A 26,584-nucleotide genomic window follows, 5' to 3' on the forward strand; every position below is an offset into this window, starting at 1 on the left:
GTTCATGTCGGCGAGCTTGCGGCGCGGCTCAGGTGGCGCTCGTTGCCGGAGCGCCGGCGAAGCTTGTCGAGCAGCACATAGACCACAGGCGTTGTCAGCAGCGTAAGCAGTTGGCTCGCCACCAGGCCGCCGATGATCGCGACGCCCAGCGGCTGGCGCAGCTCGGAGCCCTGGCCGAAGCCGATGGCCAGCGGCAACGCGCCTAGCGCGGCAGCGAGCGTGGTCATGAGAATCGGCCGGAAGCGCAGCAGGCAGGCCTCGCGCACCGCTTCCACGGCCGAGATGCCGCGCGCACGCTCGGCCTCGAGCGCAAAGTCGATGATCAGGATCGCGTTCTTCTTCACGATGCCGATCAGTAGAAAGAGCCCGATCAGCGCAATGATCGAAAACTCCATGCGGAACAGCAGCAGCGCCAGCACCGCGCCCACGCCCGCAGAAGGCAGCGTGGTGAGCACGGTGATCGGGTGGATCAGGCTTTCATAAAGCACGCCCAGCACGATGTAGATGACCACGATGGCGGCCACGATGAGCGCCAGCTGCTGCCCCTGCGATTGCTGCGCCGCCAGCGCCGTGCCCTGGAAGCTGCCGCGCACATTCACAGGCATGGCAATGTCCGCCTCGGCCTGCGCGACGATGCGCCGCGCATCCTGCAGCGTGACTCCCTCGCCCAGGTTGAACGAGACGGTGCTCGCGAGCTCGGTGTCCTGGTGGTCGATGGAGCTGGGCACCGCCCGCTCGCTCACCTTGGCAATGGCCGAGAGCGGCACCATGAGCGTGGTGTTGGCCGCCAGCGCCTGGCCCGTGGAAGCGGTGCGCAGCCCCGGGTTGGCCGACGTGGTGGTCGATGTGCCGGTGCTCGCGTCGGTTGTGTTGGCCAGCGAGCTCACGGTGGTGGCGCCGCTCGCGGTGGTGCTGGTGGTGAGCGTCGAAGGCACGTACAGGTCCTTCAGCACCACGGGCGCGCGCTGGTAGCGCGGGGCCCATTCCATGATGACGGAATACTGGTTGAGCTCGTCGTAGATGGTGGCAACCGAGCGCTGGCCGTAGGCGTTGTAGAGCGCGTTGTCGACCGCGCTCGAGGTCACGCCAAGCCGCGCGGCGCTGTCGCGGTCGACGTCGACGAAGGTTTCCACGCCGTTGTCGGCCTGGTCGCTGTCCACGTCGGTGAGCGCGGTTTCCTGGCGCAGCCGGTCGGCCAGCTTTGCGGTCCAGGTGCGCAGGTCCGCAAGGTTGTCGCCCTTCAGCGTGTACTGGTAGGTCGAGTTGCTCGAGCGCCCGCCCATGCGCAGGTCTTGCACCGGGCTCAGGAACACGCGCAGGCCGGTCAGCTGGTTGAGCTGCGGCCGCAGGCGGTTGACGACCGCCGCGGTCTTTTCGGTGCGCTGCGAGAGTGGCTTGAGGTTGACGAACATGAAGCCGCCGCCCGAGCGGCTGCCGCCCGCAAAGCCCACCACGGAATCGACGGCCGGGTCCTTGTGAATGATGTCGACCGCCTGGCGCAGCTTTTCGCTCAGTGCCACCGATGAAATGCTCTGGTCCGCGCGCAGGCCCGCATTCAGCTGTCCGTTGTCCTGCTCGGGGAAGTAGCCCTTGGGAATGGCGGCAAACAGGTAGAAGTTCAGGCCGACCACGGCCAGCAGCACCACCATGACCACGGCCTTGCTCGCGAGCGCCCAGTCGAGGCTGTGGGCATAGGTGCGCAGGCTCCACTGGTACACGCCTTCCGACATGCGCGCCAAGCGCCCCGGCGGCTTGGCATTGGGCTCCTCGGGCTTGAGCAGCATGGCGCAGAGCATGGGCGTGGTGGTGAGCGATATGACCAGCGAGATCAGCACCGACACCGACAGCGTGACCGCGAATTCGCGGAACAGCCGGCCGATCTGCCCATCCATGAACAGCAGCGGAATGAACACCGCCACCAGCGAGAGGCTGATCGACAGCACGGTAAAGCCCACCTCGCGCGCACCGCGCAGCGCAGCCTCCACGCGGCCCATGCCGGCCTCGATGTGGCGGCTGGTGTTTTCGAGCACCACGATGGCGTCGTCCACCACGAAACCGGTCGCCACGGTGAGCGCCATCAGGCTCAGGTTGTTGAGGCTGTAGCCCAGCAGGTGCATCACCCCGAAGGTGCCGAGCAACGACACCACCGTGGCCACCGCGGGGATGATGGTGGCGCGCGCCTTGCGCAAGAACAGGCCGACCACCAGCACCACCAGCGCAATGGAGATCATGAGCGTGGCCTCGATCTCGCGCAGCGAGGCGCGGATGGAGTTGGTGCGGTCCGAAGCCACCTGCACCTCGATGTCCTGCGGCAGCTGCGCGCGCAGCTCGGGCAGCAGTTCGCGCACGCCATCCACGGTGTCGATGATGTTGGCGCCGGGCTCCTGCGTCACCAGCACGATCACCGCAGGCTGGCCGTTGAAGAGGCCCAGCGTGCGCGTGTTCTCCACGCTGTCGATCACCCGTGCCACGTCGCCCAGCCGCACGGCCGCGCCGTTGCGCCAGGCAATGACCATGTCGCGGTATTCCACGGCGTGGCGGCCCGGGGACGGCGTGTAGATCTGCAGCCGTCGGTCGTCGTTCTCGATGGCGCCCTTGGGCCGGTTGGCGTTGTTGGCCTGGATGGCGGCGCGCACGTCTTCGCTGCTGATGCCGAACCGGTTGAGCGAGAAAGGCTCCAGCTCCACCCGCACAGCCGGCAGCGAGCCGCCGCCGATCTCGACCTCGCCCACGCCTTCCACCTGCGAGAGCTTCTGGCTCACGATGTTGGACACGGCCTCGTAGATCTGCCCCGGCGTGCGCGTCTTGGAGGTGAGCGCCAGAATCGCAATGGGTGCAGCCGTCGGGTTGCGCTTGCGGTAGGTCGGGTTGCTGCGCAAGGTGGCCGGCAGGTCGGCTCGCGCCGCGTTGATGGCCGCCTGCACCTCGCGCGCGGCGCTGTCGATGTTGCGCTTCAGGTCGAACTGCAGGCTGATGCGGGTCGAGCCGTTCGAGCTGGTCGAGGTGAGCTCGTTCACGCCCGCAATGACGCCCAGCCGCCGCTCCAGCGGCGTGGCAACGCTCGACGCCATGGTGCTCGGGCTCGCACCCGCGAGGCTGGCGGTCACCGAAATGGTCGGAAAGTCGACCTGCGGCAGCGGCGACACAGGCAGCACGAAGAACGCCGCAATCCCGGCCAGCGCGATGCCGACGGTCAACAAGACCGTGGCGATCGGGCGTTCGACGAAAGGCCTGGAGAGGTTCATTCGGCCACAGCCTCCCGCTTGCGCCCGAATCGGCGGCCCATGCGGTCGAAAGCCAGGTACACCACCGGCGTGGTGAAGAGCGTGAGCACCTGGCTCACCACCAAGCCGCCAAAGATGGCCAGGCCCAGCGGCCGGCGCAGCTCTGCGCCCTCGCCCCAGCCGAACATCAGCGGCAGCGCCGCAAAAAGCGCCGCCAGCGTCGTCATCAGAATGGGCCGGAAGCGCAGCAGAGCCGCCTGGTGAATGGCCTCCTGCGGCGACTTGCCCTCGCGACGCTCGGCGTCAATGGCAAAGTCGATCATCATGATTGCGTTCTTCTTCACGATGCCGATCAGCAAGATGATGCCGATGATGCCGATCACGCCCAGGTCGTTGCCCGTGACCATGAGCGCAAGCAGCGCGCCCACGCCGGCCGAAGGCAGCGTCGAGAGAATCGTGAGCGGATGGATGTAGCTCTCATACAGCACGCCCAGCACGATGTACACGCACACCACCGCCGCCAGAATGAGCCACAGCTGGTTGGACAGCGACTTTTCGTAGGCCCCCGCCGCACCCAGGAAGCTCATCGTCATGCTCGCCGGCATGCCGATTTCCTTTGCCGCCGCGCGAATGGCCGCCACCGATTTGCCGAGCGCCACGTTCTCGGCCGTGTCGAAGCCCACCGTGGCCGCCGGGTACTGCGCCACGTGCGTCACCTGCAGCGGCGCGGACTGCTCGCGCACCGTGGCAATCGACGACAGCGTGGTCGGCGCGCCGCTGCCGGTGCGCAACTGCAGGTTGCCCAAGAGCTGCGGCGAGGCCAGCGCTTCGCGCTGTGCTTCGAGGATCACGCGGTACTGGTTGGTCTCGGTGAAGATGGTCGAGACGATGCGCTGGCCGAATGCGCTGTAGAGCGTGTCGTCCACCGAACTGGCCGTGACCGAGAGGCGCGACGCCGTGTTGCGGTCGATGTCGACATAGGCGGCCAGGCCCTTGGCACCCGCGTTGGTGGTGGCATTGCGCACCAGCGGCTCGGAGCGCAAGCGCTCCACGAGCTTTTGGGCCCAGGTGTCGACGGTGTTGGTGTCCACCCCTTCGAGCGACACGCGGAATTCGGTCGGGCCCGTCTCGGCGTCGATGGTCAGGTCTTGCGTGGGCTGCAGGTACAGCGTGACGCCGGCCACCGACCGCACCCTCTCGCGCAGGCGCTGCATGGTGGCTTCCTGGTTGCCCCGGTCGGCCTTCATGTTGATGAGCATGCTGCCGGTGTTCAGCGCCGTGTTGTTGGCCGCGTCCACCCCCACCACGGAGCTCACGCTGGCCACCTCCGGGTCGGCCAGGATGGCATTGGCGGCCTGCTGCTGCAGCTCGGCCATGCGGGTGTACGACACGTCTTGCGCGGCTTCGATGCGTGCCTGCAACTGCCCGGTGTCCTGCGTGGGAAAGAGCCCCTTCGGAATCACCATGTAGAGCAGCACCGTGAGCGCCACCGTGGCCACTGCCACCACGAGCGTCAGCGGCTGATGGCGCAGCACCCATTGCAGCCACACGTCGTAGCGGGCGATCACGCGGTCGAAAAAGCGCTGCACGCTGGCACCGAAGCGCCCGCCCTCTTCGGCTTGCGGCTTGAGCCAGCGCGCCGACATCATCGGCACCAGCGTGAGCGACACCACGGCGGAAATCAGGATGGTGATGGCCAGCGTGACGGCGAACTCGCGGAACAGCCGGCCCACCACGTCGCCCATGAACAGCAGTGGAATCAGCACCGCGATGAGCGACACGGTGAGCGAGATGATGGTGAAGCCGATTTGCGTGGCGCCCTTGAGCGCGGCCTTGAACGGCGGGTCGCCCTCTTCCAGGTAGCGCGCGATGTTTTCGATCATCACGATCGCATCGTCGACCACGAAGCCCGTGGCAATGGTCAGCGCCATCAGGCTCAGGTTGTTGAGGCTGTAGCCCAGCAGGTACATCAGCCCGCAGGTGCCGATGAGCGAGATCGGCACCGCAAGGCTTGCAATGATGGTCGCGCGCACGCTGTGCAAGAAGAAGAAGATCACCAGCACCACCATCACCACGGCCAGCCCGAGCTCGAGCTGCACATGCGAGACCGATGCGCGGATGCCGGTGGTGCGGTCGCTCAGCACCTCCACCTTCAGCGAGCCCGGCAGCGAGGCTTCGAGTTCGGGCAACTGCTTCTTGATGGCGTCGACCGTGCCGATCACGTTGGCGCCGGGCTGGCGCTGCACGTTCAGGATGATGGCCGGGTACAGCACGGGGTCCCGCTCGCCCACGCGCAGGGCGGCCCAGGCGCCCAGCTGCGTGTTCTCGGCGCCGTCGACCACGCGCGCCACGTCGGTCATGCGCACCGGCGCACCGTTCTTCCAGGCGACGATGAGATTCTTGTAGTCGTCCGCCGTCACGAGCTGGTCGTTGGCGTTGATGGTGTATGCCCTGCGCGGTCCGTCGAAGCTGCCCTTGGCGCTGTTGGCATTGGCCGCGGTGATGGCGCTGCGCAGCGTGTCCAGGCCAATGCCTACCGACGCCAGTGCGTTGGTGTCGGCCTGGATACGCACCGCCGGCCGCTGCCCGCCCGAAAGCGACACCAGCCCCACGCCGCTCACTTGGCTGATCTTCTGCGCGAGCCGCGTGTTCACGAGGTTCTGCACCTCGGTGAGCGGCATGGTTTCGGAGCTCACGGCCAGCGTGAGGATGGGCGCGTCGGCCGGGTTCACCTTGGCATACACGGGCGGCGCCGGCAGGTCGGCCGGCAGCAGCGAGCCGCCGGCATTGATGGCCGCCTGCACCTGCTGCTCGGCCACGTCCAGCGTCTGGTCGAGCGCGAACTGAAGCGTGACGATCGACACGCCCGCCGAGCTCACGGAGCTCATGCGGTTGAGCCCGGCCATTTGGCCGAACTGGCGCTCCAGCGGCGCGGTGACGGTGCGGCTCATCACCTCGGGGCTGGCGCCGGGGTAGAGGGTCTGCACCTGGATGGTCGGGTAGTCGACCTGCGGCAGCGCGGCCAGCGGCAGCAGCCGCAGGCCCACGAAGCCGGCCAGCACAATGGCTACCATCAGCAGCGCCGTGGCCACCGGCCGATCGATAAAAGGGCGTGAGGGGCTCATCGCGAACGCGCTCGCTTGTTCCGTGGGTTGTTGCCGATGCTCTTCATTGCGGCGGGCGCTGGCGCCGCCGCTCTCCACCGCCTTCGCCGCGTTCTCCGCGCGGGCCCGATGCCGCACCGCGGGGCCCCGAGGCGCCGCCGCGCGGGCCCATGGCCGGGCGCTCGCCCTGCAGCTGAACAACGGCGCCGTCCTTGATGCGGTCGCCGCCTTCGGTCACCACGTTCTCGCCGGCCTGCAGGCCTGAAGTGATGGCGACCACATCGACATTCGCCTCGCCGCGCTTCACCTGGCGCATCGAGACGGTGCGGTCCTGGTTGATGACATACACGTAGTCGCCATTGGGGCCGGTGCGCACCGCCGTGACCGGCACCACCACCGCGCGCACCTTGCGCAGCAGCATCTGCACGTTGACGAACTGGCTCGGGAACAGCGTGGTCTGCGCATTGCCGAAGCGGGCCTTGGCCTTGACCGTGCCGGTGGTGGTGTCGACCACGTTGTCGAGCGTGGAGAAGGTGCCCGTGTCGAGCGTTGCCGCGCGGGTGCGGTCGAAGGCGGTAACCGGCAGCGGCTCGCCCTTGGCAAGCTGCGCCTGGATGTCGGGCACGCGGTCTTGCGGCACCGAGAACTGCACGTCGATCGGGTTCATCTGCGTGATGACCGCAATGCCCGTGGTTGCATTGGCTGTGACGGTGTTGCCCGCGTCCACCGCGCGCAGGCCGATGCGGCCGGCCACTGGCGCTGTGATGCGGGTGTAGTCGAGGTTCAGCTTGGCGGCGGCTTCGGCGGCCAGGTCGGTGGTGACCGTGCCTTCGAGCTGCCGGACCAGCGCGGCCTGGGTGTCCACGTCTTGCCGGGCGATGGAGTCTTGCCCCAGCAGCGTGCGGTAGCGAGCGAGCGTCACGCGCGCGGCCTCGAGCTGCGCCTCGTCGCGCTGGCGCGTGCCGCGTGCCTGCATCAGCGCCTGCTCGTAGGGCCGGGGGTCGATGCGCGCGAGCAGCTGGTTCTTGGCAACGGTCTGCCCTTCGGTGAACAGCACCTCGGTGAGCACCCCGCCCACCTGCGCCCTGAGCGTGATGGTTGCGAGCGGCGTGACCGTGCCGAGCGCGTCGATGGTCACCGGCAGCTCGATCTCGCGCGCCAGCGCATTGCCAACGGTAACGGTGGCGCCGCCGAAGCCCGGCCCGCCGGCGGTGCTGGCCTTGCGGTTGATGAGGTACCAGGCGCCGCCTCCCAGCAGCAGCAATAACAGCAGCGCAATCAGGCTGCCAAGCCAGAGCCGGCGGCGCGAAGGCGGCCGGGGCGGCGGGGACGAGGCGGGGTGTACCGGTTGAACAGCAGGCGAATCGCCGGAAGAAGGCTCGGAGTTCGGTGATTCCATGTGTGGTGTGGCAATGCGCAAGTACGGCCGCTAGTGGAGCGCTGGATCGTAGCGCTCCTGTCTTATGAACCGTAAAGCATCGGTAAAGCTTCGGAAAACGGTGCGTTTCGCGCCCGTTGGCTGCATTCCGCGCGCCCGGCCTGCATTTCGTCGCAGACCCATGGCCCGGGCTCGCATGCGCCGGCACAGTCCGGCCCATCGAATCATCTTTTCACCCAGGAGAAACGCCATGCTGCTGCAGATCATTCTTCATACCCCGAAGTGGGTCTTTGCCGTTTTTGCGCTGCTCCTGTGGCTTGGCTGCAGGCAGTTGCTGACCGGCCAAGTCAGCCTGGCCAAGGTGACGGTGATGCCCGTTGCCATGACCGGCCTTTCGCTGGCGGGCGTGATCTCGGCCTTCGGCGATTCGCCGGGTGCCCTGCTCGGCTGGGCCGTGGCCGCCGCCGCGCTGGTGCTGGTGGTGCTTCAGCAGCCCCTGCCCGCCACCACGCGCTATGACCGCGACGCTCGCAAGTTTCACGTGGCCGGCAGCGCCGTGCCGCTGGTGCTGATGATGGGCATCTTCTTCACCAAGTACGCGGTCGGCGTGTCCCTCGCCATGCACCCTGAACTGCGCCAGCAGGCCAGCTTCGCCGCTGCAATCCCGATGCTGTACGGCGCCTTCAGCGGCATCTTCGCGGCGCGCGCCGTGCGGCTCTGGAAGCTGGCCATCCGCACCGACGCCATGGCCGTGCAGGCCCGTGCGGCCTAAGATCGCCAGCCGATTCATCGACTGCCCCAGACCATTCGACCCATTCGTTTTTTGGAGAACCGTCATGAACCCCACACAAGCCAACCCGTCCACCCGCGACGTCGAAAAACTCGCCCGCCGCCGTGCCGGCGCCAAGATGGGCTGGTACATCCATGCCCTGGTCTACGTGCTGGTCAACCTCGGGCTGGTGGCGCTTTCCGCATCGCGCGGCCACACCTGGGCGATCTATCCGCTCATGGGCTGGGGCCTGGGCCTGCTGATTCACGGCGCCGTCATCTGGTTCATTGCGCCGGGCGGCAGTTTTTATGACCGGCTGGTGGAGCGCGAACGGCGCGCGCTGCATGGAGGCAATTCTTGACGCCTGCTCCCGCTCCACGGGTCGTCCCTCTGGCAGAAAACCTGCGCGACCTGCTGCGGCACGGCCTCATCACCGCGGCATGCTGCTGCGTGATCGCGGCGGCCATCGCCGCATCCGGAGGCGGCCCCTGGAGTGAGCAGCTCGTCTATTCGCTGTCCATCGGGCTCATCAGCTGGTTGCTCATCGACGTGGGCCGGCTGCTGCTGAGCGGGCAAGAGCCCATCCGCTGGCCGCGCGGTGTTCGCGGCGTCGTGCTGGTGGCGGTGAGCGTCACCATCGGCTTTTTCGCCGGCCAGGCCATCGGCGATGCATGGAGCGGCCGTCCGCTGTTCGCGTTCTACAAGCTGGGCCAGGCGAAGATGGTTTCCACCATCGGCATCACGCTGGCAGCCACCGCCGGCATCTCCTACTTCTTCTACAGCCTTGGCAAGAGCCGGCACATGCAGGGCCAGCTCAATGTGGCGCAGCGCAACGCCACGGAAGCGCGGCTCAAGCTGCTCGAAACGCAACTCGAGCCGCACATGCTCTTCAACACGCTGGCCAACCTGCGCGTGCTGATCACGGCCGACCCGCCGCGCGCCGTGGCCATGCTCGATCGCCTCAACAACTACCTGCGCATGACGCTCAGCGGCTCGCGCGCTCTTGCGCATCCGCTGTCGGCCGAGTTCGAACGGCTGGCCGATTACCTCGAGCTGATGTCGGTTCGAATGGGCGCCCGCCTGCGCTACACGCTCGATCTGCCCGAAGATTTGCGCGACACGCCGGTGCCGCCGCTGCTCTTGCAGCCGCTGGTTGAAAACAGCATTCGCCACGGGCTCGAGCCCAAGGTGGAGGGCGGCAAGATCGTTGTGCGCGCGCGGCAGGACGCCGGCCGCCTGGTCATCGAAGTGAGCGACACCGGTGTCGGCCTCGACGTGGCCCGGCCCTCGTCGATCGAAGGTGACGAAGGCGGCGAAGGCAGCGGCTTCGGGCTCGAACAGGTGCGCGAACGGCTTGCCACCATGTACGGCGACCAGGGCCGCATGAGCCTGGCCGCCGCGCCCGCGGGCGGAACCCGCACCACGCTCAGCTTTCCCTTGCCCACAGCCGCATGAAACCCACTGCCCTCATTGCCGAAGACGAGCCCCTGCTCGCCCACGCCCTCAAGGCCGAACTGGCCGCGGCGTGGCCTGAACTGCAGGTGCTTGCCACCGCGGGCGATGGCCGCAGCGCCGTGCGCGAGGCGCTGCGGCTGCTGCCCCAGGTGCTGTTCTTCGACATTCGCATGCCTGGGCTGGACGGCCTGGGTGCCGCGGCCGAACTGGCCGACCGCTGGCCCACCGACGAGGCGCCCATGCCGCAACTCGTCTTCGTGACCGCCTACGACGAATATGCCGCCCGCGCCTTCGAGACCCAGGCCATCGACTACGTGCTCAAGCCCGTGCAGCCCGAGCGCCTGCGCAAGACCGTGCTGCGGCTCCGGCAGGCGTTGGCGGCGCAGCAACAGGCCAACCTGGCTTCGGCCGTTGCCGACGAGGCCCTGGAGAGAACCCTTGCGCAGTGGCGCCAGGTGCTTGCCGCTGCGGGTAACGGCGGATCGCCGCCGCCCGCCTCCGCCGCCCCGCTGAAGATGATTGCCGCCAGCGAAGCCGGTGGAAGCACCGTGCGCATGGTTCCAATCGACGAAGTGCTGTACTTCGAGGCGGCCGACAAGTACATCCGCGTGCTGACCGCCAGGCATGAATACCTGATCCGCACGCCGCTGAAGCAGCTGCTGACCCAACTCGACCCCGAGGTCTTCTGGCAGGTGCACCGCGCGGTGGTGGTGCGCAGTGCGGCCATCGAGGCCGTGCACCGCGACGAGGCCGGCAAGCTGCACCTGGACCTGAGGGGCCGGCCCGAAAAAATTCCTGTCAGCCGGCTTTACGGCCACCTCTTTCGCGCCATGTGAAATCGACAGTCGAACGCGCATAAAAAAGCCGACTCCCAAGGGAGCCGGCTTTTTTTACTTTGCGAATCGCGCCTTGAGGGCGCTATGGCTTAACGCCAGTGGCGATGGCCGTGGCCGTGCCCATGACCGCGGTAGTAGCCACGCGGTGCGTAATACGCCGGGGGAGCGTAGTACACCGGTGCCGGGCGGTAATACACCGGCGGCGGCGGACGGTAGTACACCGGAGGCGGCGGCGCGTAATAAACAGGCGCCGGGGCCGCATAAACCGGGGCGGGGTAGTAGGCCGGAGCGCCAACGCCCACGGACACGCCCGGAAGGCCCACGCCCACAGACCAGCTCACGTCGCCGCGGGCACTGGCCGAAGTGGCCGCAAACAAAGCGCCGGCTGCCACGACACCCGCGGCGGCCCATTTGAAGAAGGTTGAACGTGTGAGGCTCATGATCTTTGAACTCCTGGTTGGGGCGTTTCCGCCCATGTAGGTATTGAACGCGCCAAATGCAAAGCGGTTGCCCGCCGTAATGTGAAGAACGTTGCCAAAAGTAACCGGGAGGGGGTGCCCTCTAGAATGCCGCAATGACCTCCCCGACCGACAAAGACAGCGCGAAAACGGCCGCTGCACCGAGTAATTTCTTGCGCCACGTGATCGAAAACGACCTTGCGCAGGGTGCCTATTCTGGCCGCAAGTGGGGTGGCTCGCCCGGCGACGCCGCCCATCACGCCCAAGGCATGCCCGACCCGGCGAAGGTTCGCATGCGCTTTCCACCCGAGCCCAATGGCTACCTGCACATCGGCCATGCCAAGAGCATCTGGCTCAACTTCGAGCTGGCAAAGGAATACGGCGGCGTGTGCCACCTGCGCTTCGACGACACCAACCCGGAGAAGGAAGAGCAGGAATACGTCGATTCCATCCGCGACGCGGTCAAGTGGCTCGGTTACGAAACCTATCTGGCAGACCGCCCCAGCGCCCCGGGCACCCTGCAGCCGCACGAGTATTTTGCGAGCGACTACTTCGACTTCATGTACCGCGCCGCCGAATACCTGATTGGCGCCGGCCTGGCCTATGTGGACGAGCAAAGCGCCGAGGAAATCCGCGCCAACCGCGGCGACTTCAACACGCCCGGCACCGACAGCCCCTTCCGCAGCCGCAGCGTGGAAGAAAACCTCGCCCGCTTCCGCGCCATGCGGGACGGCCAGTTGCCCGACGGCGCCGCCATCCTGCGCGCCAAGATCGACATGGCGAGCCCCAACATCAACATGCGCGACCCCGCGCTGTACCGCATACGGCGCGCAACGCACCACAACACCGGCGATAAGTGGTGCATCTACCCGATGTACACCTTTGCGCACCCAATCGAAGACGCGCTGGAGCAGATCACCCACTCCATCTGCACGCTGGAGTTCGAAGACCAGCGCCCCTTCTACGACTGGCTGCTCGACCGCCTGGCCGAAGGCGGCCTCATCGCGAGCCCGCATCCGCGCCAGTATGAATTTGCGCGCCTGAACGTCACCCACGTGCTCACCAGCAAGCGCAAGCTGCGCCAGTTGGTCGAAGAAAAGCACGTCGACGGCTGGGACGACCCCCGCATGCCCACGCTGGCGGGCCTGCGCCGCCGCGGCTACACGCCCGAGGCGCTTCGGCTGTTCTGCGAACGCAGCGGCACCACCAAGTCCGGCGGCTGGATCGACTACGCCAGCCTGGAAGCCGCGCTGCGCGACACCCTGGACCCCATCGCACCGCGCGCCATGGCCGTGCTCGACCCCGTGAAGCTGGTCATTACCAACTGGGGCGAACTCATGGGTGGCGACGAGGTACTCGACGACTGCTCGGCTCCCGTGCACCCGCATCACCCCGAAATGGGCAAGCGCGAGTTCAAGCTCGGCCGCGAGGTGTGGATCGAACGCACCGACTACGAGGAAGTGCAGCCCAAGGGCTTCTTCCGCCTGTTCCCCGGCAACAAGGTGCGGCTCAAATACGGCCATGTCATCGAATGCACCGGCGGCACCAAGGACGCGAGCGGCAAGCTCATTGAAGTGCAGGCCACGCTGGTGCCCGACACCAAGAGCGGCACACCCGGCGCCGACGCCATCAAGGTGAAGGGCAACATCACATGGGTGGCTGCAGCGGACGCCGTGCGGGCCGAAGTGCGCTTGTATGAGCGGCTGTTTGCGGCGGCCAACCCGGGCAGCGGCGAGCTGATGGACGAGCTGAACAAGGCCAGCCTCGAAGCTTGCACGGCCTATGTGGAACCGTCACTGGCAAAGGCCGAGCCCGGCGTCGGCATCCAGTTCGAGCGGCATGGGTACTTCGTGCGCGACAGCAAGGCGAGTGCCGACGGCAAGCCGGTGTTCAATCGCGCCGCGGGCATGCGGGACAGCTGGGGCAAGTAATCCCTTCTCGCCTCATTCGCTTCAACAAGCCCTATGGCGTGCTCAGCCAGTTCACGCCAGAGGGTCGCTGGCGCGGGCTGAAAGACTTCATCGACATTCCCGGCGTCTATGTCGCCGGGCGCCTCGATGCCGACAGCGAAGGCCTGCTGCTTCTCACCGATGACGGCCAGCTCCAGGCGCGCATTGCCGATCCGCGCTTCAAGATGGAGAAGACCTATTGGGTGCAGGTGGAAGGCGTGCCCACCGAGGAGGCGCTGGCCGCGCTGCGCGAAGGCGTGCAACTCAACGACGGCCTCACGCGGCCAGCCCGCGCGCGTCTGCTCGATCCACCGCCCGATGTGTGGGTGCGGCAGCCGCCCATCAGGGAACGCAAGAGCATTCCCACCGCATGGCTGGAGCTGGCGATCAGCGAAGGCCGCAACCGGCAGGTGCGGCGCATGACCGCCGCCGTGGGGCTTCCCACCCTGCGCCTGATTCGCGCTGCCATCGGGCCGCACACGCTGGACGGACTGGCGCCCGGCACCTGGCTGGAGTAGCGCAACAGCGGCACGGCACATCTTTCATTCATTCGATCTCTTATGCGCAGCAACCGCTCCCATTTCTCCGATCTCCTCTCGCCCACTCTGCTGAATCGCCGCCACGCTTTGCTCGGCGCGCTGGGCCTGCTGGCGCTGCCCGCTGCAACGCATGTCAGCGCCGCGCCCGCTGCGAAGCCGAAGCAACAGCGCCCCGACGTCTGGCCGCACGCGTCCCAGGTGCCGGGCGGCGTGGCGCGCCTGTCGCTCGGCCCGAGCGCCAAACGACCGGCCGCCTTATCAGGCGATGTGCCATTGCTCGTGCTGGGCGACGCCATCGAGTGGACGGCGCTGGTGGGCATTCCGCTCGCCGCCACGCCAGGCGACGCAAGCATCGTTGTGCGCTCCGAGAGCGGCGCCGAAAAACAGGTCGCCTATACCGTGGGCCCCAAGCAGTACCGCGAGCAACGCCTTACGGTGCCACCGCGCACGGTCGACCTCTCGCCCGAAGACGAGGCGCGCTATGAGCGCGAACGCGCGCACCTGGCCACCGTGATGGCAACCTTCACCGACCTGAGGCCCGATGCCTCGCTGCAGATGCGCGTGCCCGTTCCGGGCCGCCGCTCCAGCTCGTTCGGCCTGCGCCGCGTGTTCAATGGCCAGTCGCGCAATCCGCACAGCGGCATGGACATCGCGGCCGCCACCGGCACGCCCGTGCTGGCGCCTCTGCCGGGGCGGGTCATCGACACGGGGGATTATTTCTTCAACGGCGGCACGGTGTGGCTCGACCACGGCGGCGGTTTGCTGACGATGTATTGCCACCTGAGCCGAGTGGACGTGAAGGTGGGCGACCTGCTGAAGACCGGCGAGCAGCTTGCGGCCGTGGGTGCCACCGGTCGCGTGACGGGGCCGCATCTGCACTGGTCGGTGATGCTGAACCGGGCGATGGTGGATCCGGCGCTATTCATTGCGGCTTGAGATGACCCAGCATCGGCGACGACTTCACTTTGAAAGCGTCGTCACCTGATTGCCGGCCGATCTCAAATCGGCTTCGTCAGATACACCGCCTCGCGCCCCACGATCACGTGCTGCGCGGGCATGAAGATCGTGCACTCATCGCATGGCGCGCGAATCTCGTCAGGGCCGTTGGTTGCAATCAGCTCGCCCTTGGCAAAGGTCTCGAAGCCGATCAGCGGGCGCACGAACGCAAACTCTTCCGACTTGATGATGTGCGTTTGCAGCAGCTCGAAGCGGCGCTGCGGGCCGGGCGCGGGCACAGCCGGGTCTTTGTCGATGAGGCCGAAGTGCGCCAGAAAGTCGAGCGAAATGGCGATGGCCAGCTCTGACGCTGAGCGCAGGAAGTGCTGGCCGCATTCGGCGACCAGCGCCACGCCCTTGCCATCGGGCTGGCCGTGGCGGCCATGCTGGATCAGCGGCGTGCCGGAGCCCAGGCCGTCGGGCATGACCAGGTGCACCGGGGGGCGGCCGAGGGCGAGTGCCGCTTCGGCATTGCGCTCATAGGCCGGGTACACCCAGAACGGAACCACAGGCTGGCTGGTGGAGTGAATGTCCAGGATGTGGTCGGCCGCGCTCACCACCGGGCGCAGCACGCGGGCGCGGCGCAGCTCGGGGCTGTCTTCGGGCCCGTCAAGCCATTCGGGGGACCAGATGCGGTTGAGGTTATGCACCAGCTGGCGGCTGTCGGAGGGCAGCGCTTCGTTGAACGACTCGTACGCCTCCACGTTGGCAAAGCTCACGGTGAGCGTGCCGATCTTGGGGCGCACGTTGGTGTCGAGCAGGTGCGTGGCGGCGGTCATGCCGCAGATTTCGTTGCCGTGCGTGAGCGCGTTGATCAGCACGTGCGGCCCGGGCTTGCCGGATTCGAAGCGGTGCACGTAGTCGATGCCGATGTTGCCCTTGCGGTAGGCGGAGATGTCGCGGGGGAGAACTTCGAAGGCGGGGGGCGTTTGGGTCATGGGCGGTGGTGAGTATTCAAGCGGAGCGGTCGACCGAGTTTGCTACAGGCCGCGCTTTCTTGCTCTTGTGCTTCCCTCGGCTACGTCGAGCGAACGAGCGCATACCGGGTTGCTTTGCCCTGCCCTGTTCTTTCGAGCAAGCCCGATGTCGCCAACTCGGTCAGCTCCCGATACGCGGTGGCGCGCGACACGCCTGCAATAGCCACGTATTTCTCTGTGCTCATGCCACCCAGAAATCCACCGGGACCCGCGTCATAGAGCTTGTTCAACACCTTGCGCTGGCTTGGCGTCAGTTGCGGATGCGCAGTGTCCAGAAGTGCCCAGAAGCCAGCCTTGGCGCCCGCAGCCTGGATCTGGGCCAGCGTTGCGAGGCACGCCTTTTCAACACAGCCGACAAACCAGCGCACCCACGGTGTGACATCCATGCTTTCCTGGGCACTGGCGGCCTGCAATTGGTTGTAGTAACCCGCGCGGTCGAGCCATAGCTGCTGAGACATGCTGAAGAGACGCTGGCTACTGCGGAGATCCTGCGCCAGCGCCAAGTCGCTCAGAGCGCGGCCGATCCGGCCATTGCCATCTTCGAATGGATGGATGGTTTCGAACCACAAGTGCGCGATGGCGCTGCGCACGATGCCGTCCATTGCGGGCTGCTCCCGACTGTGCTCGAACCATTCGAGCAACGCTCTCATCTGAGCCGGCACATCGCGTGAAGGCGGCGCTTCATAGTGCACCGTATCCGGCTTGCCGATGCGCGGGGTGACGATCTGCATGGGGTCTGCGTGGACACGGTAGCCACCCGTCACGATGCGTGTGATGCCGCTTCGTCCGTTCGGGAAAAGCGCGGCGTGCCAATCGAGAAGTCGCTCTTCTGAAAGTGGCTCATCCCAACGCGCAACGGCTGCTTCAACAATGTCGAGCGTGGCTTCCGTACGCGCATCTCTTGGCATGCGATCGGCCGGCGTGAGCCCAAGCCGCCGGGCCGCCGAAGCGCGCACCGAATTGACCTGGAGCGTTTCGCCCTCGATCTGGGCGGTAGAGATGGCTTCTTGCGTCCACTCGCCAAGTTGGAGTTCGCTCAGGTCGACGAGTTGAAGGTTGCCCGCCACGCCCAGCATGCGCCCCTGTGCAAGGCGCGCAGCCGACAGCGCCGGTTGCAGTGCCTGCGCGTCGACTTCAAAGCGCGGCCATTTTTTGGCTTGCCAGATCCACATGAAGCGCATTCTAGCCAAATACGCTTCACATTTGAAGCGTATTTGCCGAAAATACGCTTCAGCCCGGCTTCGCTTACCAGTTCACCTCGCGCTCCGGCGTTGCCGAAATGTGATGGATCGACAGGTCCGCGCCGTCGTATTCCTCTTCCTGCGTGAGCCGCAGGCCCATCGCGGCCTTGAGCACGCCGTACACCGCCGCGCCCGCAAGAGCAGCCCACGCCACGCCCATCAAGGTGCCGATGAGCTGCGCCCACACGTTGACCCCGCCGATGCCGCCCAGCGCCTGCGTGCCGAAGACGCCAGCCGCAATGCCGCCCCAGGTGCCGCACAGGCCGTGCAGCGGCCACACGCCGAGCACGTCGTCGATCTTCCACTTGTTCTGCGTGAGGGTGAACATGAAGACGAAGATGCCGCCGGCCACGCCACCCACCACCAGCGCACCCAGCGGATGCATCAGGTCGGAGCCGGCGCACACGGCCACCAGCCCGGCGAGCGGGCCGTTGTACACAAAGCCGGGGTCGTTCTTGCCCATGGCCAGCGCCACCAGCGTGCCGCCCACCATGGCCATGAGCGAATTGACGGCCACGAGCCCGGAGATCTTGTCGATGGTCTGCGCGCTCATCACGTTGAAGCCGAACCAGCCCGCGCACAGGATCCACGCGCCGAGCGCCAGAAAAGGAATGTTCGAGGGCGGATGCGCGCTCAGCGAGCCGTCGCCCCGGTAGCGGTTGCGGCGCGCTCCCAGCAACAGCACGGCGGGCAACGCGAGCCAGCCGCCCACCGCGTGCACCACCACCGACCCGGCAAAGTCATGAAACTCGTGGCCGGTGGCCGAGGCAATCCACTCCTGGATGCCGAATGCCTTGTTCCACGCAATGCCCTCGTACAGCGGATAGACAAGGCCGACGATGACCGCCGTGGCAATGAGCTGGGGCCAGAACTTGGCGCGCTCGGCGATGCCGCCCGAAATAATGGCCGGAATGGCCGCGGCAAAGGTCAGCAGAAAGAAGAACTTCACCAGCTCGTAGCCGCTCTTGGCCGCCAGCTCGGTCGCGCCCACAAAGAAGTGGGTGCCATAGGCCACGCCATAGCCGACGAGGAAGTACACGACTGTCGAGACCGAGAAATCGACCAGGATCTTGACCAGCGCATTGACCTGATTCTTCTTGCGCACGGTGCCCAATTCCAGAAAGGCAAAGCCGGCATGCATGGCAAAGACCATGATGGCGCCGAGAAGGATGAACAGCGCATCTGCGCCCTGTTTGAGTGCGTCCATGGGAGCTTCTTGCAGTTTTTGGTTTGAATTGGTGCGTCGCACCCGAATCGCTCGGGGCGGCGCCGCAAGGAAGCAAAAATGGTGCCTGAAGGCTCTTTCATGGTGCGCAAAGGCGCTGAATGAGCGTTCCCAGTGCAGAAGCTGCACCGGAACAGGACGGACGAACAAGCTATCGCCGCTCAGCTCAAGCCCGCACGCAGCGCATCGCGATAGCGCCGGCTGCACGGCACGGTGGATCCATCGTGCATGTGCAGCCGGGCGTCGCCACCGTCGAGCGGCTCTATCTCCTTGATGTGCCCCAGGTTGACCGCGTGGCTGCGGTGCACGCGCACGAATCGGGCGGGGTCGAGCTGGGTCAGAAAGTCGGTGAGCGTGGCGCGCAGCAGGTAGTCGTGGCCGTTGACGTGCAGGCCGACGTAGTTGCCTTCGGCCTGGAGCCAGTCGATGTCGCCGGCGGCAATCAGGAATTCGCGCCGCAGCTTGCGCACCAGAAAGCGCTCGGGCCGCGAGGGCTGCGCGGGCGGCGCCGGTTGATGCACGTCAGGCTCGGCGGGCGCCGCCTCGGGCGGGTCGAGCACGCGCGCCTCGCCCTGCAGCCGCAGCATGAAGACGCCATAGACCCAGATGCCGAACACCATCGACAGGTAGGCGCGCACGTCCTTCAGGTATTCGTAGCCCCAGCGCCCGGTCCAGCCCGCAAAGTCGTAGCGCTCGCCCATGGCCGAATAGACCATGGCCCGCAGCGCGAACATCGCGGCCACGTGCACCAGGCTGAAGACGACGCTGGCAGCCAGGTGCCAGGCCAGGTAGCGCAGCAGGTGCGTGCGCGCGAGCGGCGACAGCCTGCGCTGGACGGCGACCACCGCCGGCACCAGCGCCAGCAGCACCAAGTGGCTGGACACCTCCCAGGTCACGATCTCCCAGGCGGCGCGGGGCACCGCGCGGTCACGCGCATCGATCAGCGCCACGGTGGTGTTGAAGACCGCCTGCAGCGCCAGGAAGACGACCCAGAAGCCCACTTCCACCCAGCGGCGGATGGGCTCGTAGCGCTCGTACAGGTTCTTTCGGGAGTCTCCCATGCCCGGGATTCTCGCGATGATCCGCGCACCGGCGGGCGAATTTCGTCCCTGGTGGGCACCGCTCGTCACAAACAAGGCGCGATCCGTCCCTTTGGTGCTCTGCCGGCGGCGGCTGGACACGACCATGGCGGCTTCTCTGTTGCGTCATTCGAGGAGTTTCGATGCCCGCACCCTCCGCCGATCGCCGGCACGACATCGATGCGCTGCGTGCGCTGGCCTTCCTGCTCGTCATCCTGTACCACGTGGCGATGTACTACGTGGCCGACTGGCCCTGGCACCTGAAGAGCCCGCATGCGGCCGAATGGCTGCAGTGGCCGATGCGCGTTATCAATCTCTGGCGCATGGACCTCGTGTTCCTGATCTCGGGCGTGTCGCTGGGTTTTTTGAGCCGCAACCAGGGCACCTGGCGCCTGCTGCACAGCCGCGGCGCCCGGTTGATGCTGCCGCTGGCGTTCGGCATGGCGGTGATCGTGCCGTACCAGGCCTATGCCGAAGGCGTGGCCAACGGGCTGGTGGCGCCGGGCTTCGGCGCCTTCCTGCTGCGCTACCTGCCCATGAGCGAGCCATGGCCGAAGCAGGCGTTTGCCGGTGCGGATTTCGGCATCACCTGGAACCACCTCTGGTACCTGCCCTACCTGTTCACCTACACGGCGCTCATCGCGCTCACGCTGCCGATATGGCACTCGCGCGCGGGCCAATGGATGCGCCGCAGCTTCAACGGGCTGCGAGGCTGGAAGCTGCTGTTGCTGCCGGCGCTTCCGTTGCTGGTGTGGACGATGCTGCTGGCCCGGCACTTTCCTCCGACGCACAACCTGGTTCGCGACTTCTACCTGCACAGCATCTTCTTCACCGTGTTTCTGTACGGCTACTGGATGGGCGCGGACACCGGCGTGTGGCGCGAGCTGGCGCGCGTGCGCCGCGTGTCGCTTGCGCTGGCCGCGGCGGCGATCGCGGCTTTCATCGTGCTGCGGCTCGGCGCGAAGGGCCCGCCTTCGGGCGTGCTGATGGACACGCTGCGCATGCTCTACCTGTGGCTGGCGGTCGCCACCATCCTTGGCCACGGCCACCGCTACCTGAACAGGCCCTGGCCGTGGCTGCGCTGGGCCAACGAGTCGGTGTACCCGTGGTACGTGCTGCACCAGACGCTGATCATTGCGGGCATTGCACTGTTGGCACCGCTCGCGCTGGGGCCGGTGCTGGAGCCCGCCTTGCTGGTTGTGCTCACCATCGCCGGCTGCTGGCTACTCACCGACGGGCTGATTTGCCGCTTCACCTGGCTGCGGCCGCTGTTCGGGCTCAGGCCCCGGCGCATCGGTGGCAAGACGGAAATCACTTCACCGGCGGAGCCTCTTCCACCGGAACCAGGATGGCGCTCCCCGTCGCCACGAGCTTGAGGCTGTCGCCCTCGCCCTGGCCGTAGAGCTCGGCGGTGGTGAACACCTGCTTGCGGCCTGCCTTCACGACCTTGCCCCTCGCAATGAAGGCGCGGCCCAGCGCGGGCGAGAGGCAGTTCACCGAAAAGTGCGATGCCAGCACCCGGCCCGCCACGGTGGACGCCGCAAAGCCGCAGGCCGTGTCGAGCATTGCGCCGATGAGCCCCGCGTGCAGAAACCCGGAGTACTGGCCCATGTCCTCCTCGCGCCATTCCATGCGCAGTTCGGCTTCGCCCCCGGCGGCGCGGGTGACTTCGAAACCCGCCCAGCGATTGAAGGCAGCGGTCTTGTTGATGGCCTGGATGGTGTCGAGCATGGCGGTCTTTCAAAAAGAAAGGATGGAAGACGATGAAAGATACGGAGAGCCACTCTACGAAGCGGCTCCGCCGGGCGCCGTCGCGCGGGAGACCCGCACCGCTTCGACAGTTGCCTTGGCGACAGCGCACTTTTTTTGCCGAGACTTAACCCCGGTCTGGAAGCCCCGCCGTATGAGTGAAGGAACGATCCACTACCGAGGCTCCGATGAAAGCAATCTCTTCTTCCTCCTTCTTCTTCCGTGCCGACCTGCGCGCCACCGTTGTTGCCGCAGCCTGGCTGGTGCTCGGCACCGGCGCGTATGCGCAGGCCGTGGCAACCGCGGCCGGCGCGGATGCGTCGCGCATCACGCAAGTCAAGGTGTACCCCGGCAGCGCCACGGTGGAGCGCGTGGCGCGGGTGGCGGCCGGCAGCCGATCGGTCACCTTTGCCTGCCTGCCCGCCGGCCTCGACGTGCAGAGCCTGCAGGTGTCGGCTGGCGCTTCGGTGCGCCTGGGCGAAACCTCGGTGCTCAATGAGCCACGCGAACTCTCGGCGCGCTGCGCGACCAGCGCGCTCGACGGCCGCATTCGCGACCTGGAGGACCAGAAAGCTGCGCTTCAGGCCGAGAGCGATGCACTCGGCCTGGTCACCGGCTATCTCAAGGGCCTCTCGGGGGGCAGCGAACCGGCCCAGGGCGCCCGCGCTCCGGTGGACGCGCGCAACCTTGCCGCGATGACCGATGCGATGCGCCGCACCGGACAGGATTCGCTGCTCAAGCAGCACCAGATCCAGCGCAAGCAGACCGACATCGACCGCCAGCTCAATCCGCTCCTGGCCGAGCGCACGCGCACACAGGGCAACGGCACGCAGGTCGTGGCCGTAACCGTCACGCTGGCGGCCAGCGCAGATACCGACGTGAAGCTCAGCTACCAGGTCAACGGCCCGGGCTGGACGCCCACCTACCGCGCGCTGCTCGACACCGCCACACGCAAGGTGCGCATCGAGCGCCAGGCGCTGGTGGCGCAGGCCACGGGCGAAGACTGGCGCGGCGTGAAGCTGGTGCTTTCCACCGGCCAGCCGCGCCGCGAAACCACGGGCCGCACGCCAAGCGCGTGGCGCATCGGCATCGAGCAGCCGCAGCGTGCGCCCGCAAGCCCGGCCGTTGCCATGATGGCAGCGCCGGCACCCGCTGCATCGCTCGAACGGAAGCGCGCAATGGCCGAGGCTGCGGAGCCGCTTTTCGATGTGGCCGTGTTCGACAACAGCTTTGCCACTGAATTTGCCGTGCCGCAAAGCATCGACGTGCCCTCCAACGGCCAGCGCGTCACGCTGGCGCTGGGCCAGCACGAAGACACGGCGAAGCTTGCCGCGCGCACCAGTCCGCGCGTCGACGCCAGCGCCTTCCTGGTCGCCGAACTCGCCCAACCGTCAGGCGTGTGGCCGGCCGGGGCGCTGCAGCTGTACCGCGACGGCAACTTTGTCGGCAGCGGCCGCTGGAACGCGCCGAGCGACGCGAAGCTCACGCTCTCCTTCGGCCGCGACGAACTCGTGCGCGTGCAACCCGAGCCCGAGCAAGACAGCCAGGGCACGGGCGGCTTCGTCGGCTCGCGCGCGGAGCGCAAGGTGCAGCGCGCCTATGTCGTCGAAAACCGCCACCGCACACCCATTGCGGTGCAGGTGCTCGAGGCCGCGCCGGTTTCCGTCGACGAGCAGGTGCGCGTGGCGGCGCAGTTCGCGCCGCAACCAGGCGAGCTGGCCTGGAACAAGCAGCCGGGCCTAGCGATGTGGAGCTTCGACCTCGATGCCGGCAAGACCGCGCGCGTGGCGGCCGACTACACGATCAGCTACCCGAAGGACGCGCGCCTGCAGATGCGCTGAGCGAGCGCGGCCTTGTTCAGTCCGCCTCGGGCGCCTGGCCTTCCGAAGGCCCGGCGCCCGGCTTGCGCTTCTTGCCGCGTGCGGCTTTCTTGGCCGCACGTTCCGCATCGATGCGCTGGCCCTCTGCGAGCCACTGCAAGAACTCTTCAGGCGTCTCGAGCGTGATGCGCCCCAGGTTGCCGGCGCGGAACTCATGCATGACGATCTCCGCAGCCTTTTGCAGGTTGACGCGGCCCTTGCCCAGCAGCGCGCCGCGCTTGCGGCCGATGGCGTCGAGCAGCTCTTCGTCCTTCATGGCGGCAATGGCGGCGGCGTCGTGCTCCGCCAGCTTGAAGCGCGCGGTAATGCCCTCGGCATAGTTCGCCTTCAGGTAGTTGAGCAGCTCCAGCGCCACTTCTTCCTCGTCGAAGGCATTGCGCCCCACGGCGCCGCTGGCCGCCAGGTTGTAGCCGCTCTTGGGCACCACGATGCGCGGCCACAGCATGCCGGGCGTGTCCCACAGGTAGAAGTCGTCGGCCAGCGTGATGCGCTGCTCCAGCTTGGTAATGCCGGCCTCGTCGCCGGTCTTGGCCTTGCGGCTGCCGGTCAGCGTGTTGATGAGGGTCGACTTGCCCACGTTGGGAATGCCGCAGATCAGCACGCGCATCGGCTTGGCCATGCCGCCGCGGTTGGGCGAGAGCTCGTGGCAGGCGCGCACGATGGCCTGTGCCGGCGTGGTCTGGCTCGCGTCGAGCGGAATGGCGCGCGTGGCCGGCAGCGCGTTGTAGTGCGCGAGCCAGAGCGCGGTGCGCGCCGGGTCGGCCAGGTCCTGCTTGTTGAGCACCTTCAGCGAGGGACGGCCGGCCGTGAGCTCGGCCAGCATCGGGTTGGCGCTGGAGCCGGGCAGCCGCGCGTCGAGCAGCTCGATGACCACGTCGATGTCCTTCACCCGCTCGGTGATGGCCTTCTGGGTCGTGTACATGTGCCCGGGGAACCATTGGATCGCCATCGATGGATGCTCTTTCTTTCGCTCTGTCTGGGAGGGGGCGGCACGAAGGCCGGGTGCGCATTGTCGACGGGGAACGTGCGGCAGATCACACTGCTACGTTTTCCATAGCTTCAGACGTCCATTTTGCCTGTGCTGCGGCGTACCGCACCCCTAGAATCCGCGCGCTGCACCCGCAGCCGCTTTCCAATAATCATTCGAGGGAAATCCATGTTCAAGCGCCTTGCCGCTGCCGCCCTGCTGGCAGCCACCGTTGGTTCCGCGACAGTCGCAACCGTTGCCCATGCCCAGCGCCCCACGCCGCCGCAGGGCCCGATGATCGACGGCTACCTGTGCTGCAACATGCGCACCTACGGCAGCTCCATCAGCGACATCAACTACGACGAGCAAGGCACCAGCATCGTGGCCGTGGGCACGCCGGCCCGCATCACGGCCTACGACATGCGCTGGTTCAGCGCCGACCTGGCCGGCAAGCCGCAACGCATCAAGAACGACTACAGCCGCAACATCACGCTGATCGACTTTGCCAAGCGTTACGTGGTGACCGAAGACCCCAAGCAGAAGATGGCGGCTTTTCCGCCCGCGATCCGCAATGCCATTCTTGCCGTGAAGGTGATGCCCGGCATGACGCGCGAGCAGGTGCTGATGGCCATCGGCTACCCCGTTGCGGCCGAGAACCCCAGCCTCGACGCACCCACGTGGCGCTACTGGCGCGACAGCTGGTCCGAGTACGAGGTCAACTTCGACGAGAAGGGCCTGGTCAAGTCGGTGATCGGCGACCCGGTGGCGCTCAGCCGCGTGCTGGCACCAACACCTTAGTTCGCGTTGGCGCGTCTCGGCGAGACACGTGCAATCCACTAGATGTTTTGCATCGCGGGGGGCTGTTCCGCCCCTATCATTTGACTGAACGCGGCGCATCGGCGCGTCGGTCGAATTGAAACTTTTGATGGAGTTACCGCGATGAAACCCGTCTCCGAACTGCTCAAGCGCCACGACTCCGCGGCCTGGCGCACCTCGCCGGACACCAGCGTGTTCGATGCGCTGGCCACGCTGGCGCATTTCGAAGTGGGCGCGCTCATGGTGATGGACGGCGAAAAGCTGGTGGGCTTTCTCTCCGAGCGCGACTACACCCGCAAGGTGGCGCTGCAGGGCAAGAACTCCAAGGAAATGAAGGTCTCGGAGATCATGACGCCCGACGTGATGACCGTGACCCCGCAAACCCGCACGCGCGCCTGCATGGCGCTCATGAGCCAGCGCAAGTTCCGCCACCTGCCGGTGGTCGACGGCGACAAGGTGGTGGGAATGATCTCCATCCAGGACTTGATGGACGACATCATTGCCGACCACGAAGTGACCATCGCGCAGCTCACGACCTATATCCAGAGTTGATCCCATGCCTGCCCCAAGGTGGGGAACACGCCTACGCGCGCCCGGCCTGTTTAGGGCGCACAGTAGGGGCTCGTTCATCCATCAGCAGGAACACGGCATGCAGATTCAGGTCAACACGAGCAACGGTGTCAACAACAAGGACGCGCTGGAGCGCTGGGCCGATACGGAGATCAAGCAACAGCTGAGCCGCTTCGTCGACGACGTGACGCGCGTCGAAGTGCATCTGAGCGACGAAAACCACGACAAGGCCGGTGCGGGCAACAAGTGCTGCGTGATGGAAGCACGGCTTGCGCACCACCAGCCGCTGGCCGTGACGCAATACGCCACCACCCTGGACGAAGCCTTCCGGGGCGCGGCCGAAAAGCTCAAGCGCCTGCTCGACAACACGCTGGGCCGGCTGAACAACCACCGCGACCGCGACTCCATCCGCAAGGACGCGGGCTTTATCGCGGAATAGCTCCGGCAAGCGCCCGTGCTTACCGCCGGGTGCGGGGTTTCCGCGCGGGAGCCTTGGGGCCGGGCGTCTCGACTGGAATCAACGGCGGGCGGTGGCCGGTCTGCATCCACTCGTCGTAGAAGTCGATCTTGCGGTCGACCAGCGACAAGGCGCGCTTCCACTCGGCAATGGTTTCGGTCACGCGCGCGCGGTGCGCCGCGAGCAGGTCGCGCCGCTGCGGCAGGGTGGTCTTGCCCTGCAGCGCGAGCGCGGTGTACTCCCGCATCTCGGCAATGCTCATGCCGGTGCGGCGCAGCCGGTCCATCAGGTCGAGCCAGCCCACGTGCAGTTCGCCGTAGAGGCGCCGGCCGCCCTCGTCGCGCGAAACGCCGGGCACGAGGCCTTGCGCCTCGTACCAGCGAATGGCGTGCACCGTGCGGCCGGTGCGCGTGGCAAGCTCGCCGATGTGGAACGGGGTGCCGCCGTCAGCCGGCATGGGCGGCGGCGGACGGCGCCTGCAGCGCCTCCTGCACCAGTGCGGTGTCGAAGTACTCGGTCAGTTCTTTCACCTTGCCTCCTTCGAGTCGATAGACGTAGCAATAGCGGTTGTTGTAGCGCTTGCCGGCCTTGGTGGGCACGTCGCCGCTGAACAGCACCACCACCCGGTCGCCTTCGGCAATGATGCGCTCGGTCTTGCTCCGGTAAGGGCCCGCGAACTGCGCAAACAGCGGCTTGATCAGCTCTTCGCGGATGGCCGCCTTGCCCGCATAGGTGCGCGACCATGGCGTGGTGCCTTCGAGCGTCCAGGCGGCATCGTCGGCCAGGCTGTCGATGAAGAGCTGGCCGTTGCCCTCGTCCAGCGCGGCATGGATGCGCTGCACCAGCGCCTTGTTGTCTGTCGTCGTGTTCATGGCTGCATTTCCTTGTGGATGAATGAACCGGAAGTGCCCGGTG

General features: G+C 66.7%; 24 protein-coding genes. 12 read left to right on the plus strand and 12 right to left on the minus strand.

Annotated features, from left to right (window positions below; genetic code table 11):
• Window positions 1-2: 2 nt before the first annotated feature.
• Genes V9K97_RS20040 through V9K97_RS20050 form a run of 3 tightly spaced genes read right to left on the minus strand, consistent with a single transcriptional unit; the run spans window position 3 to window position 7,727 of the window.
• Entirely contained in the window at window positions 3-3,245 is a 3,243-nt protein-coding gene (locus V9K97_RS20040) for an efflux RND transporter permease subunit (RefSeq protein WP_337320180.1), read from the minus strand.
• Window positions 3,242-6,349 (minus strand): efflux RND transporter permease subunit, encoded by a 3,108-nt coding sequence (locus V9K97_RS20045; RefSeq protein ID WP_337320181.1) that lies wholly within the window; start codon window positions 6,347-6,349, stop codon window positions 3,242-3,244. The genes V9K97_RS20040 and V9K97_RS20045 overlap by 4 nt, the downstream gene beginning before the upstream one ends.
• Before the next feature lie 43 nt (window positions 6,350-6,392).
• On the minus strand, window positions 6,393-7,727 hold the full coding sequence (locus V9K97_RS20050) for an efflux RND transporter periplasmic adaptor subunit (protein ID WP_337320182.1): 1,335 nt from the start codon (window positions 7,725-7,727) through the stop codon (window positions 6,393-6,395).
• 229 nt (window positions 7,728-7,956) lie between these two features.
• Between V9K97_RS20050 and V9K97_RS20055 the strand changes: the two genes are divergently transcribed.
• From V9K97_RS20055 to V9K97_RS20070, 4 genes are all read left to right on the plus strand, one after another.
• Window positions 7,957-8,478 (plus strand): DUF6622 family protein, encoded by a 522-nt coding sequence (locus tag V9K97_RS20055; protein ID WP_258501448.1) that lies wholly within the window; start codon window positions 7,957-7,959, stop codon window positions 8,476-8,478.
• Window positions 8,479-8,542: 64 nt separating this feature from the next.
• Window positions 8,543-8,836: a 2TM domain-containing protein gene (locus V9K97_RS20060; RefSeq protein ID WP_337320184.1), complete on the plus strand. Its 294-nt coding sequence runs from the start codon at window positions 8,543-8,545 to the stop codon at window positions 8,834-8,836.
• Complete coding sequence (locus tag V9K97_RS20065; RefSeq protein ID WP_337320185.1) at window positions 8,833-9,930, plus strand: sensor histidine kinase; 1,098 nt, start codon at window positions 8,833-8,835, stop codon at window positions 9,928-9,930. The genes V9K97_RS20060 and V9K97_RS20065 overlap by 4 nt, the downstream gene beginning before the upstream one ends.
• Window positions 9,927-10,766, plus strand: coding sequence for a LytR/AlgR family response regulator transcription factor (locus V9K97_RS20070; RefSeq protein ID WP_258501453.1), 840 nt, complete (start codon window positions 9,927-9,929; stop codon window positions 10,764-10,766). The genes V9K97_RS20065 and V9K97_RS20070 overlap by 4 nt, the downstream gene beginning before the upstream one ends.
• A gap of 89 nt (window positions 10,767-10,855) precedes the next feature.
• Here V9K97_RS20070 and V9K97_RS20075 read toward each other — a convergent pair whose 3' ends face one another.
• A complete protein-coding gene (locus V9K97_RS20075; protein ID WP_258501455.1) occupies window positions 10,856-11,206 on the minus strand; it encodes a hypothetical protein in 351 nt (116 codons plus the stop codon).
• A gap of 134 nt (window positions 11,207-11,340) precedes the next feature.
• On the opposite strand from V9K97_RS20075, the gene V9K97_RS20080 reads away from it, so the two are divergent.
• Genes V9K97_RS20080 through V9K97_RS20090 form a run of 3 tightly spaced genes read left to right on the plus strand, consistent with a single transcriptional unit; the run spans window position 11,341 to window position 14,648 of the window.
• The gene (locus V9K97_RS20080) at window positions 11,341-13,155 is read left to right on the plus strand and encodes a glutamine--tRNA ligase/YqeY domain fusion protein (protein WP_337320186.1); all 1,815 of its coding nucleotides are present in this window, start codon (window positions 11,341-11,343) and stop codon (window positions 13,153-13,155) included.
• Complete coding sequence (locus V9K97_RS20085) at window positions 13,155-13,691, plus strand: pseudouridine synthase (protein ID WP_337320222.1); 537 nt, start codon at window positions 13,155-13,157, stop codon at window positions 13,689-13,691. The genes V9K97_RS20080 and V9K97_RS20085 overlap by 1 nt, the downstream gene beginning before the upstream one ends.
• Window positions 13,692-13,733: 42 nt before the next feature.
• Entirely contained in the window at window positions 13,734-14,648 is a 915-nt protein-coding gene (locus V9K97_RS20090; protein ID WP_337320187.1) for a peptidoglycan DD-metalloendopeptidase family protein, read from the plus strand.
• A gap of 62 nt (window positions 14,649-14,710) precedes the next feature.
• Here the strand turns inward: V9K97_RS20090 and V9K97_RS20095 are convergent, their stop codons facing one another.
• The 4 genes from V9K97_RS20095 to V9K97_RS20110 all read right to left on the minus strand — a co-directional run bounded on the left by V9K97_RS20095 (window position 14,711) and on the right by V9K97_RS20110 (window position 19,212).
• A complete protein-coding gene (locus V9K97_RS20095) occupies window positions 14,711-15,646 on the minus strand; it encodes a succinylglutamate desuccinylase/aspartoacylase domain-containing protein (RefSeq protein ID WP_337296709.1) in 936 nt (311 codons plus the stop codon).
• Between the two features lie 80 nt (window positions 15,647-15,726).
• Window positions 15,727-16,857, minus strand: coding sequence for a Fic family protein (locus V9K97_RS20100; RefSeq protein WP_337320188.1), 1,131 nt, complete (start codon window positions 16,855-16,857; stop codon window positions 15,727-15,729).
• 73 nt (window positions 16,858-16,930) lie between these two features.
• On the minus strand, window positions 16,931-18,133 hold the full coding sequence (locus V9K97_RS20105) for an ammonium transporter (protein ID WP_258501467.1): 1,203 nt from the start codon (window positions 18,131-18,133) through the stop codon (window positions 16,931-16,933).
• Between the two features lie 179 nt (window positions 18,134-18,312).
• Entirely contained in the window at window positions 18,313-19,212 is a 900-nt protein-coding gene (locus tag V9K97_RS20110; protein WP_337320189.1) for a LytTR family DNA-binding domain-containing protein, read from the minus strand.
• 161 nt (window positions 19,213-19,373) lie between these two features.
• Here V9K97_RS20110 and V9K97_RS20115 point away from each other — a divergent pair, with 161 nt between their 5' ends.
• On the plus strand, window positions 19,374-20,606 hold the full coding sequence (locus V9K97_RS20115) for an acyltransferase family protein (RefSeq protein WP_337320190.1): 1,233 nt from the start codon (window positions 19,374-19,376) through the stop codon (window positions 20,604-20,606).
• Here V9K97_RS20115 and V9K97_RS20120 read toward each other — a convergent pair.
• On the minus strand, window positions 20,542-20,961 hold the full coding sequence (locus V9K97_RS20120) for a PaaI family thioesterase (protein ID WP_337320191.1): 420 nt from the start codon (window positions 20,959-20,961) through the stop codon (window positions 20,542-20,544). The two genes, V9K97_RS20115 and V9K97_RS20120, sit on opposite strands and share 65 nt — an antisense overlap.
• A 206-nt stretch (window positions 20,962-21,167) precedes the next feature.
• Between V9K97_RS20120 and V9K97_RS20125 the strand changes: the two genes are divergently transcribed.
• Window positions 21,168-22,820 (plus strand): DUF4139 domain-containing protein, encoded by a 1,653-nt coding sequence (locus tag V9K97_RS20125; RefSeq protein ID WP_337320192.1) that lies wholly within the window; start codon window positions 21,168-21,170, stop codon window positions 22,818-22,820.
• Window positions 22,821-22,836: 16 nt separating this feature from the next.
• Here V9K97_RS20125 and ylqF read toward each other — a convergent pair whose 3' ends face one another.
• Window positions 22,837-23,808, minus strand: a complete 972-nt coding sequence (gene ylqF, locus V9K97_RS20130; protein ID WP_337320193.1) for a ribosome biogenesis GTPase YlqF — start codon at window positions 23,806-23,808, stop codon at window positions 22,837-22,839.
• Window positions 23,809-24,015: 207 nt separating this feature from the next.
• On the opposite strand from ylqF, the gene bamE reads away from it, so the two are divergent.
• The 3 genes from bamE (at window position 24,016) to V9K97_RS20145 (ending at window position 25,651) form a co-directional block, all read left to right on the plus strand.
• Window positions 24,016-24,624, plus strand: coding sequence for an outer membrane protein assembly factor BamE domain-containing protein (gene bamE / locus V9K97_RS20135; protein ID WP_337320194.1), 609 nt, complete (start codon window positions 24,016-24,018; stop codon window positions 24,622-24,624).
• A gap of 141 nt (window positions 24,625-24,765) precedes the next feature.
• On the plus strand, window positions 24,766-25,194 hold the full coding sequence (locus V9K97_RS20140; protein WP_337320196.1) for a CBS domain-containing protein: 429 nt from the start codon (window positions 24,766-24,768) through the stop codon (window positions 25,192-25,194).
• A 97-nt stretch (window positions 25,195-25,291) separates the two neighbouring features.
• A complete protein-coding gene (locus V9K97_RS20145) occupies window positions 25,292-25,651 on the plus strand; it encodes an HPF/RaiA family ribosome-associated protein (protein ID WP_126746153.1) in 360 nt (119 codons plus the stop codon).
• Window positions 25,652-25,670: 19 nt separating this feature from the next.
• Here the strand turns inward: V9K97_RS20145 and V9K97_RS20150 are convergent, their stop codons facing one another.
• Window positions 25,671-26,126, minus strand: coding sequence for a MerR family transcriptional regulator (locus tag V9K97_RS20150; RefSeq protein ID WP_337320197.1), 456 nt, complete (start codon window positions 26,124-26,126; stop codon window positions 25,671-25,673).
• Window positions 26,116-26,541: a nuclear transport factor 2 family protein gene (locus V9K97_RS20155; protein ID WP_258501476.1), complete on the minus strand. Its 426-nt coding sequence runs from the start codon at window positions 26,539-26,541 to the stop codon at window positions 26,116-26,118. The genes V9K97_RS20150 and V9K97_RS20155 overlap by 11 nt, the downstream gene beginning before the upstream one ends.
• Window positions 26,542-26,584: the final 43 nt, after the last annotated feature.

The sequence above is a fragment of the Variovorax sp. CCNWLW186 genome (assembly GCF_037203865.1).
Lineage (GTDB): Bacteria > Pseudomonadota > Gammaproteobacteria > Burkholderiales > Burkholderiaceae_C > Variovorax.

What these genes read in the sequence shown, in the direction of transcription:
- V9K97_RS20040 (WP_337320180.1), bottom strand. Translation starts at nt 3,245, where the DNA reads ATGAACCTCTCCAGGCCTTTCGTCGAACGCCCGATCGCCACGGTCTTG.
- V9K97_RS20045 (WP_337320181.1), bottom strand. Translation starts at nt 6,349, where the DNA reads ATGAGCCCCTCACGCCCTTTTATCGATCGGCCGGTGGCCACGGCGCTG.
- V9K97_RS20050 (WP_337320182.1), bottom strand. Translation starts at nt 7,727, where the DNA reads ATGGAATCACCGAACTCCGAGCCTTCTTCCGGCGATTCGCCTGCTGTT.
- V9K97_RS20055 (WP_258501448.1), top strand. Translation starts at nt 7,957, where the DNA reads ATGCTGCTGCAGATCATTCTTCATACCCCGAAGTGGGTCTTTGCCGTT.
- V9K97_RS20060 (WP_337320184.1), top strand. Translation starts at nt 8,543, where the DNA reads ATGAACCCCACACAAGCCAACCCGTCCACCCGCGACGTCGAAAAACTC.
- V9K97_RS20070 (WP_258501453.1), top strand. Translation starts at nt 9,927, where the DNA reads ATGAAACCCACTGCCCTCATTGCCGAAGACGAGCCCCTGCTCGCCCAC.
- V9K97_RS20075 (WP_258501455.1), bottom strand. Translation starts at nt 11,206, where the DNA reads ATGAGCCTCACACGTTCAACCTTCTTCAAATGGGCCGCCGCGGGTGTC.
- V9K97_RS20080 (WP_337320186.1), top strand. Translation starts at nt 11,341, where the DNA reads ATGACCTCCCCGACCGACAAAGACAGCGCGAAAACGGCCGCTGCACCG.
- V9K97_RS20090 (WP_337320187.1), top strand. Translation starts at nt 13,734, where the DNA reads ATGCGCAGCAACCGCTCCCATTTCTCCGATCTCCTCTCGCCCACTCTG.
- V9K97_RS20095 (WP_337296709.1), bottom strand. Translation starts at nt 15,646, where the DNA reads ATGACCCAAACGCCCCCCGCCTTCGAAGTTCTCCCCCGCGACATCTCC.
- V9K97_RS20100 (WP_337320188.1), bottom strand. Translation starts at nt 16,857, where the DNA reads ATGTGGATCTGGCAAGCCAAAAAATGGCCGCGCTTTGAAGTCGACGCG.
- V9K97_RS20105 (WP_258501467.1), bottom strand. Translation starts at nt 18,133, where the DNA reads ATGGACGCACTCAAACAGGGCGCAGATGCGCTGTTCATCCTTCTCGGC.
- V9K97_RS20110 (WP_337320189.1), bottom strand. Translation starts at nt 19,212, where the DNA reads ATGGGAGACTCCCGAAAGAACCTGTACGAGCGCTACGAGCCCATCCGC.
- V9K97_RS20115 (WP_337320190.1), top strand. Translation starts at nt 19,374, where the DNA reads ATGCCCGCACCCTCCGCCGATCGCCGGCACGACATCGATGCGCTGCGT.
- V9K97_RS20120 (WP_337320191.1), bottom strand. Translation starts at nt 20,961, where the DNA reads ATGCTCGACACCATCCAGGCCATCAACAAGACCGCTGCCTTCAATCGC.
- V9K97_RS20125 (WP_337320192.1), top strand. Translation starts at nt 21,168, where the DNA reads ATGAAAGCAATCTCTTCTTCCTCCTTCTTCTTCCGTGCCGACCTGCGC.
- ylqF (WP_337320193.1), bottom strand. Translation starts at nt 23,808, where the DNA reads ATGGCGATCCAATGGTTCCCCGGGCACATGTACACGACCCAGAAGGCC.
- bamE (WP_337320194.1), top strand. Translation starts at nt 24,016, where the DNA reads ATGTTCAAGCGCCTTGCCGCTGCCGCCCTGCTGGCAGCCACCGTTGGT.
- V9K97_RS20140 (WP_337320196.1), top strand. Translation starts at nt 24,766, where the DNA reads ATGAAACCCGTCTCCGAACTGCTCAAGCGCCACGACTCCGCGGCCTGG.
- V9K97_RS20145 (WP_126746153.1), top strand. Translation starts at nt 25,292, where the DNA reads ATGCAGATTCAGGTCAACACGAGCAACGGTGTCAACAACAAGGACGCG.
- V9K97_RS20150 (WP_337320197.1), bottom strand. Translation starts at nt 26,126, where the DNA reads ATGCCGGCTGACGGCGGCACCCCGTTCCACATCGGCGAGCTTGCCACG.
- V9K97_RS20155 (WP_258501476.1), bottom strand. Translation starts at nt 26,541, where the DNA reads ATGAACACGACGACAGACAACAAGGCGCTGGTGCAGCGCATCCATGCC.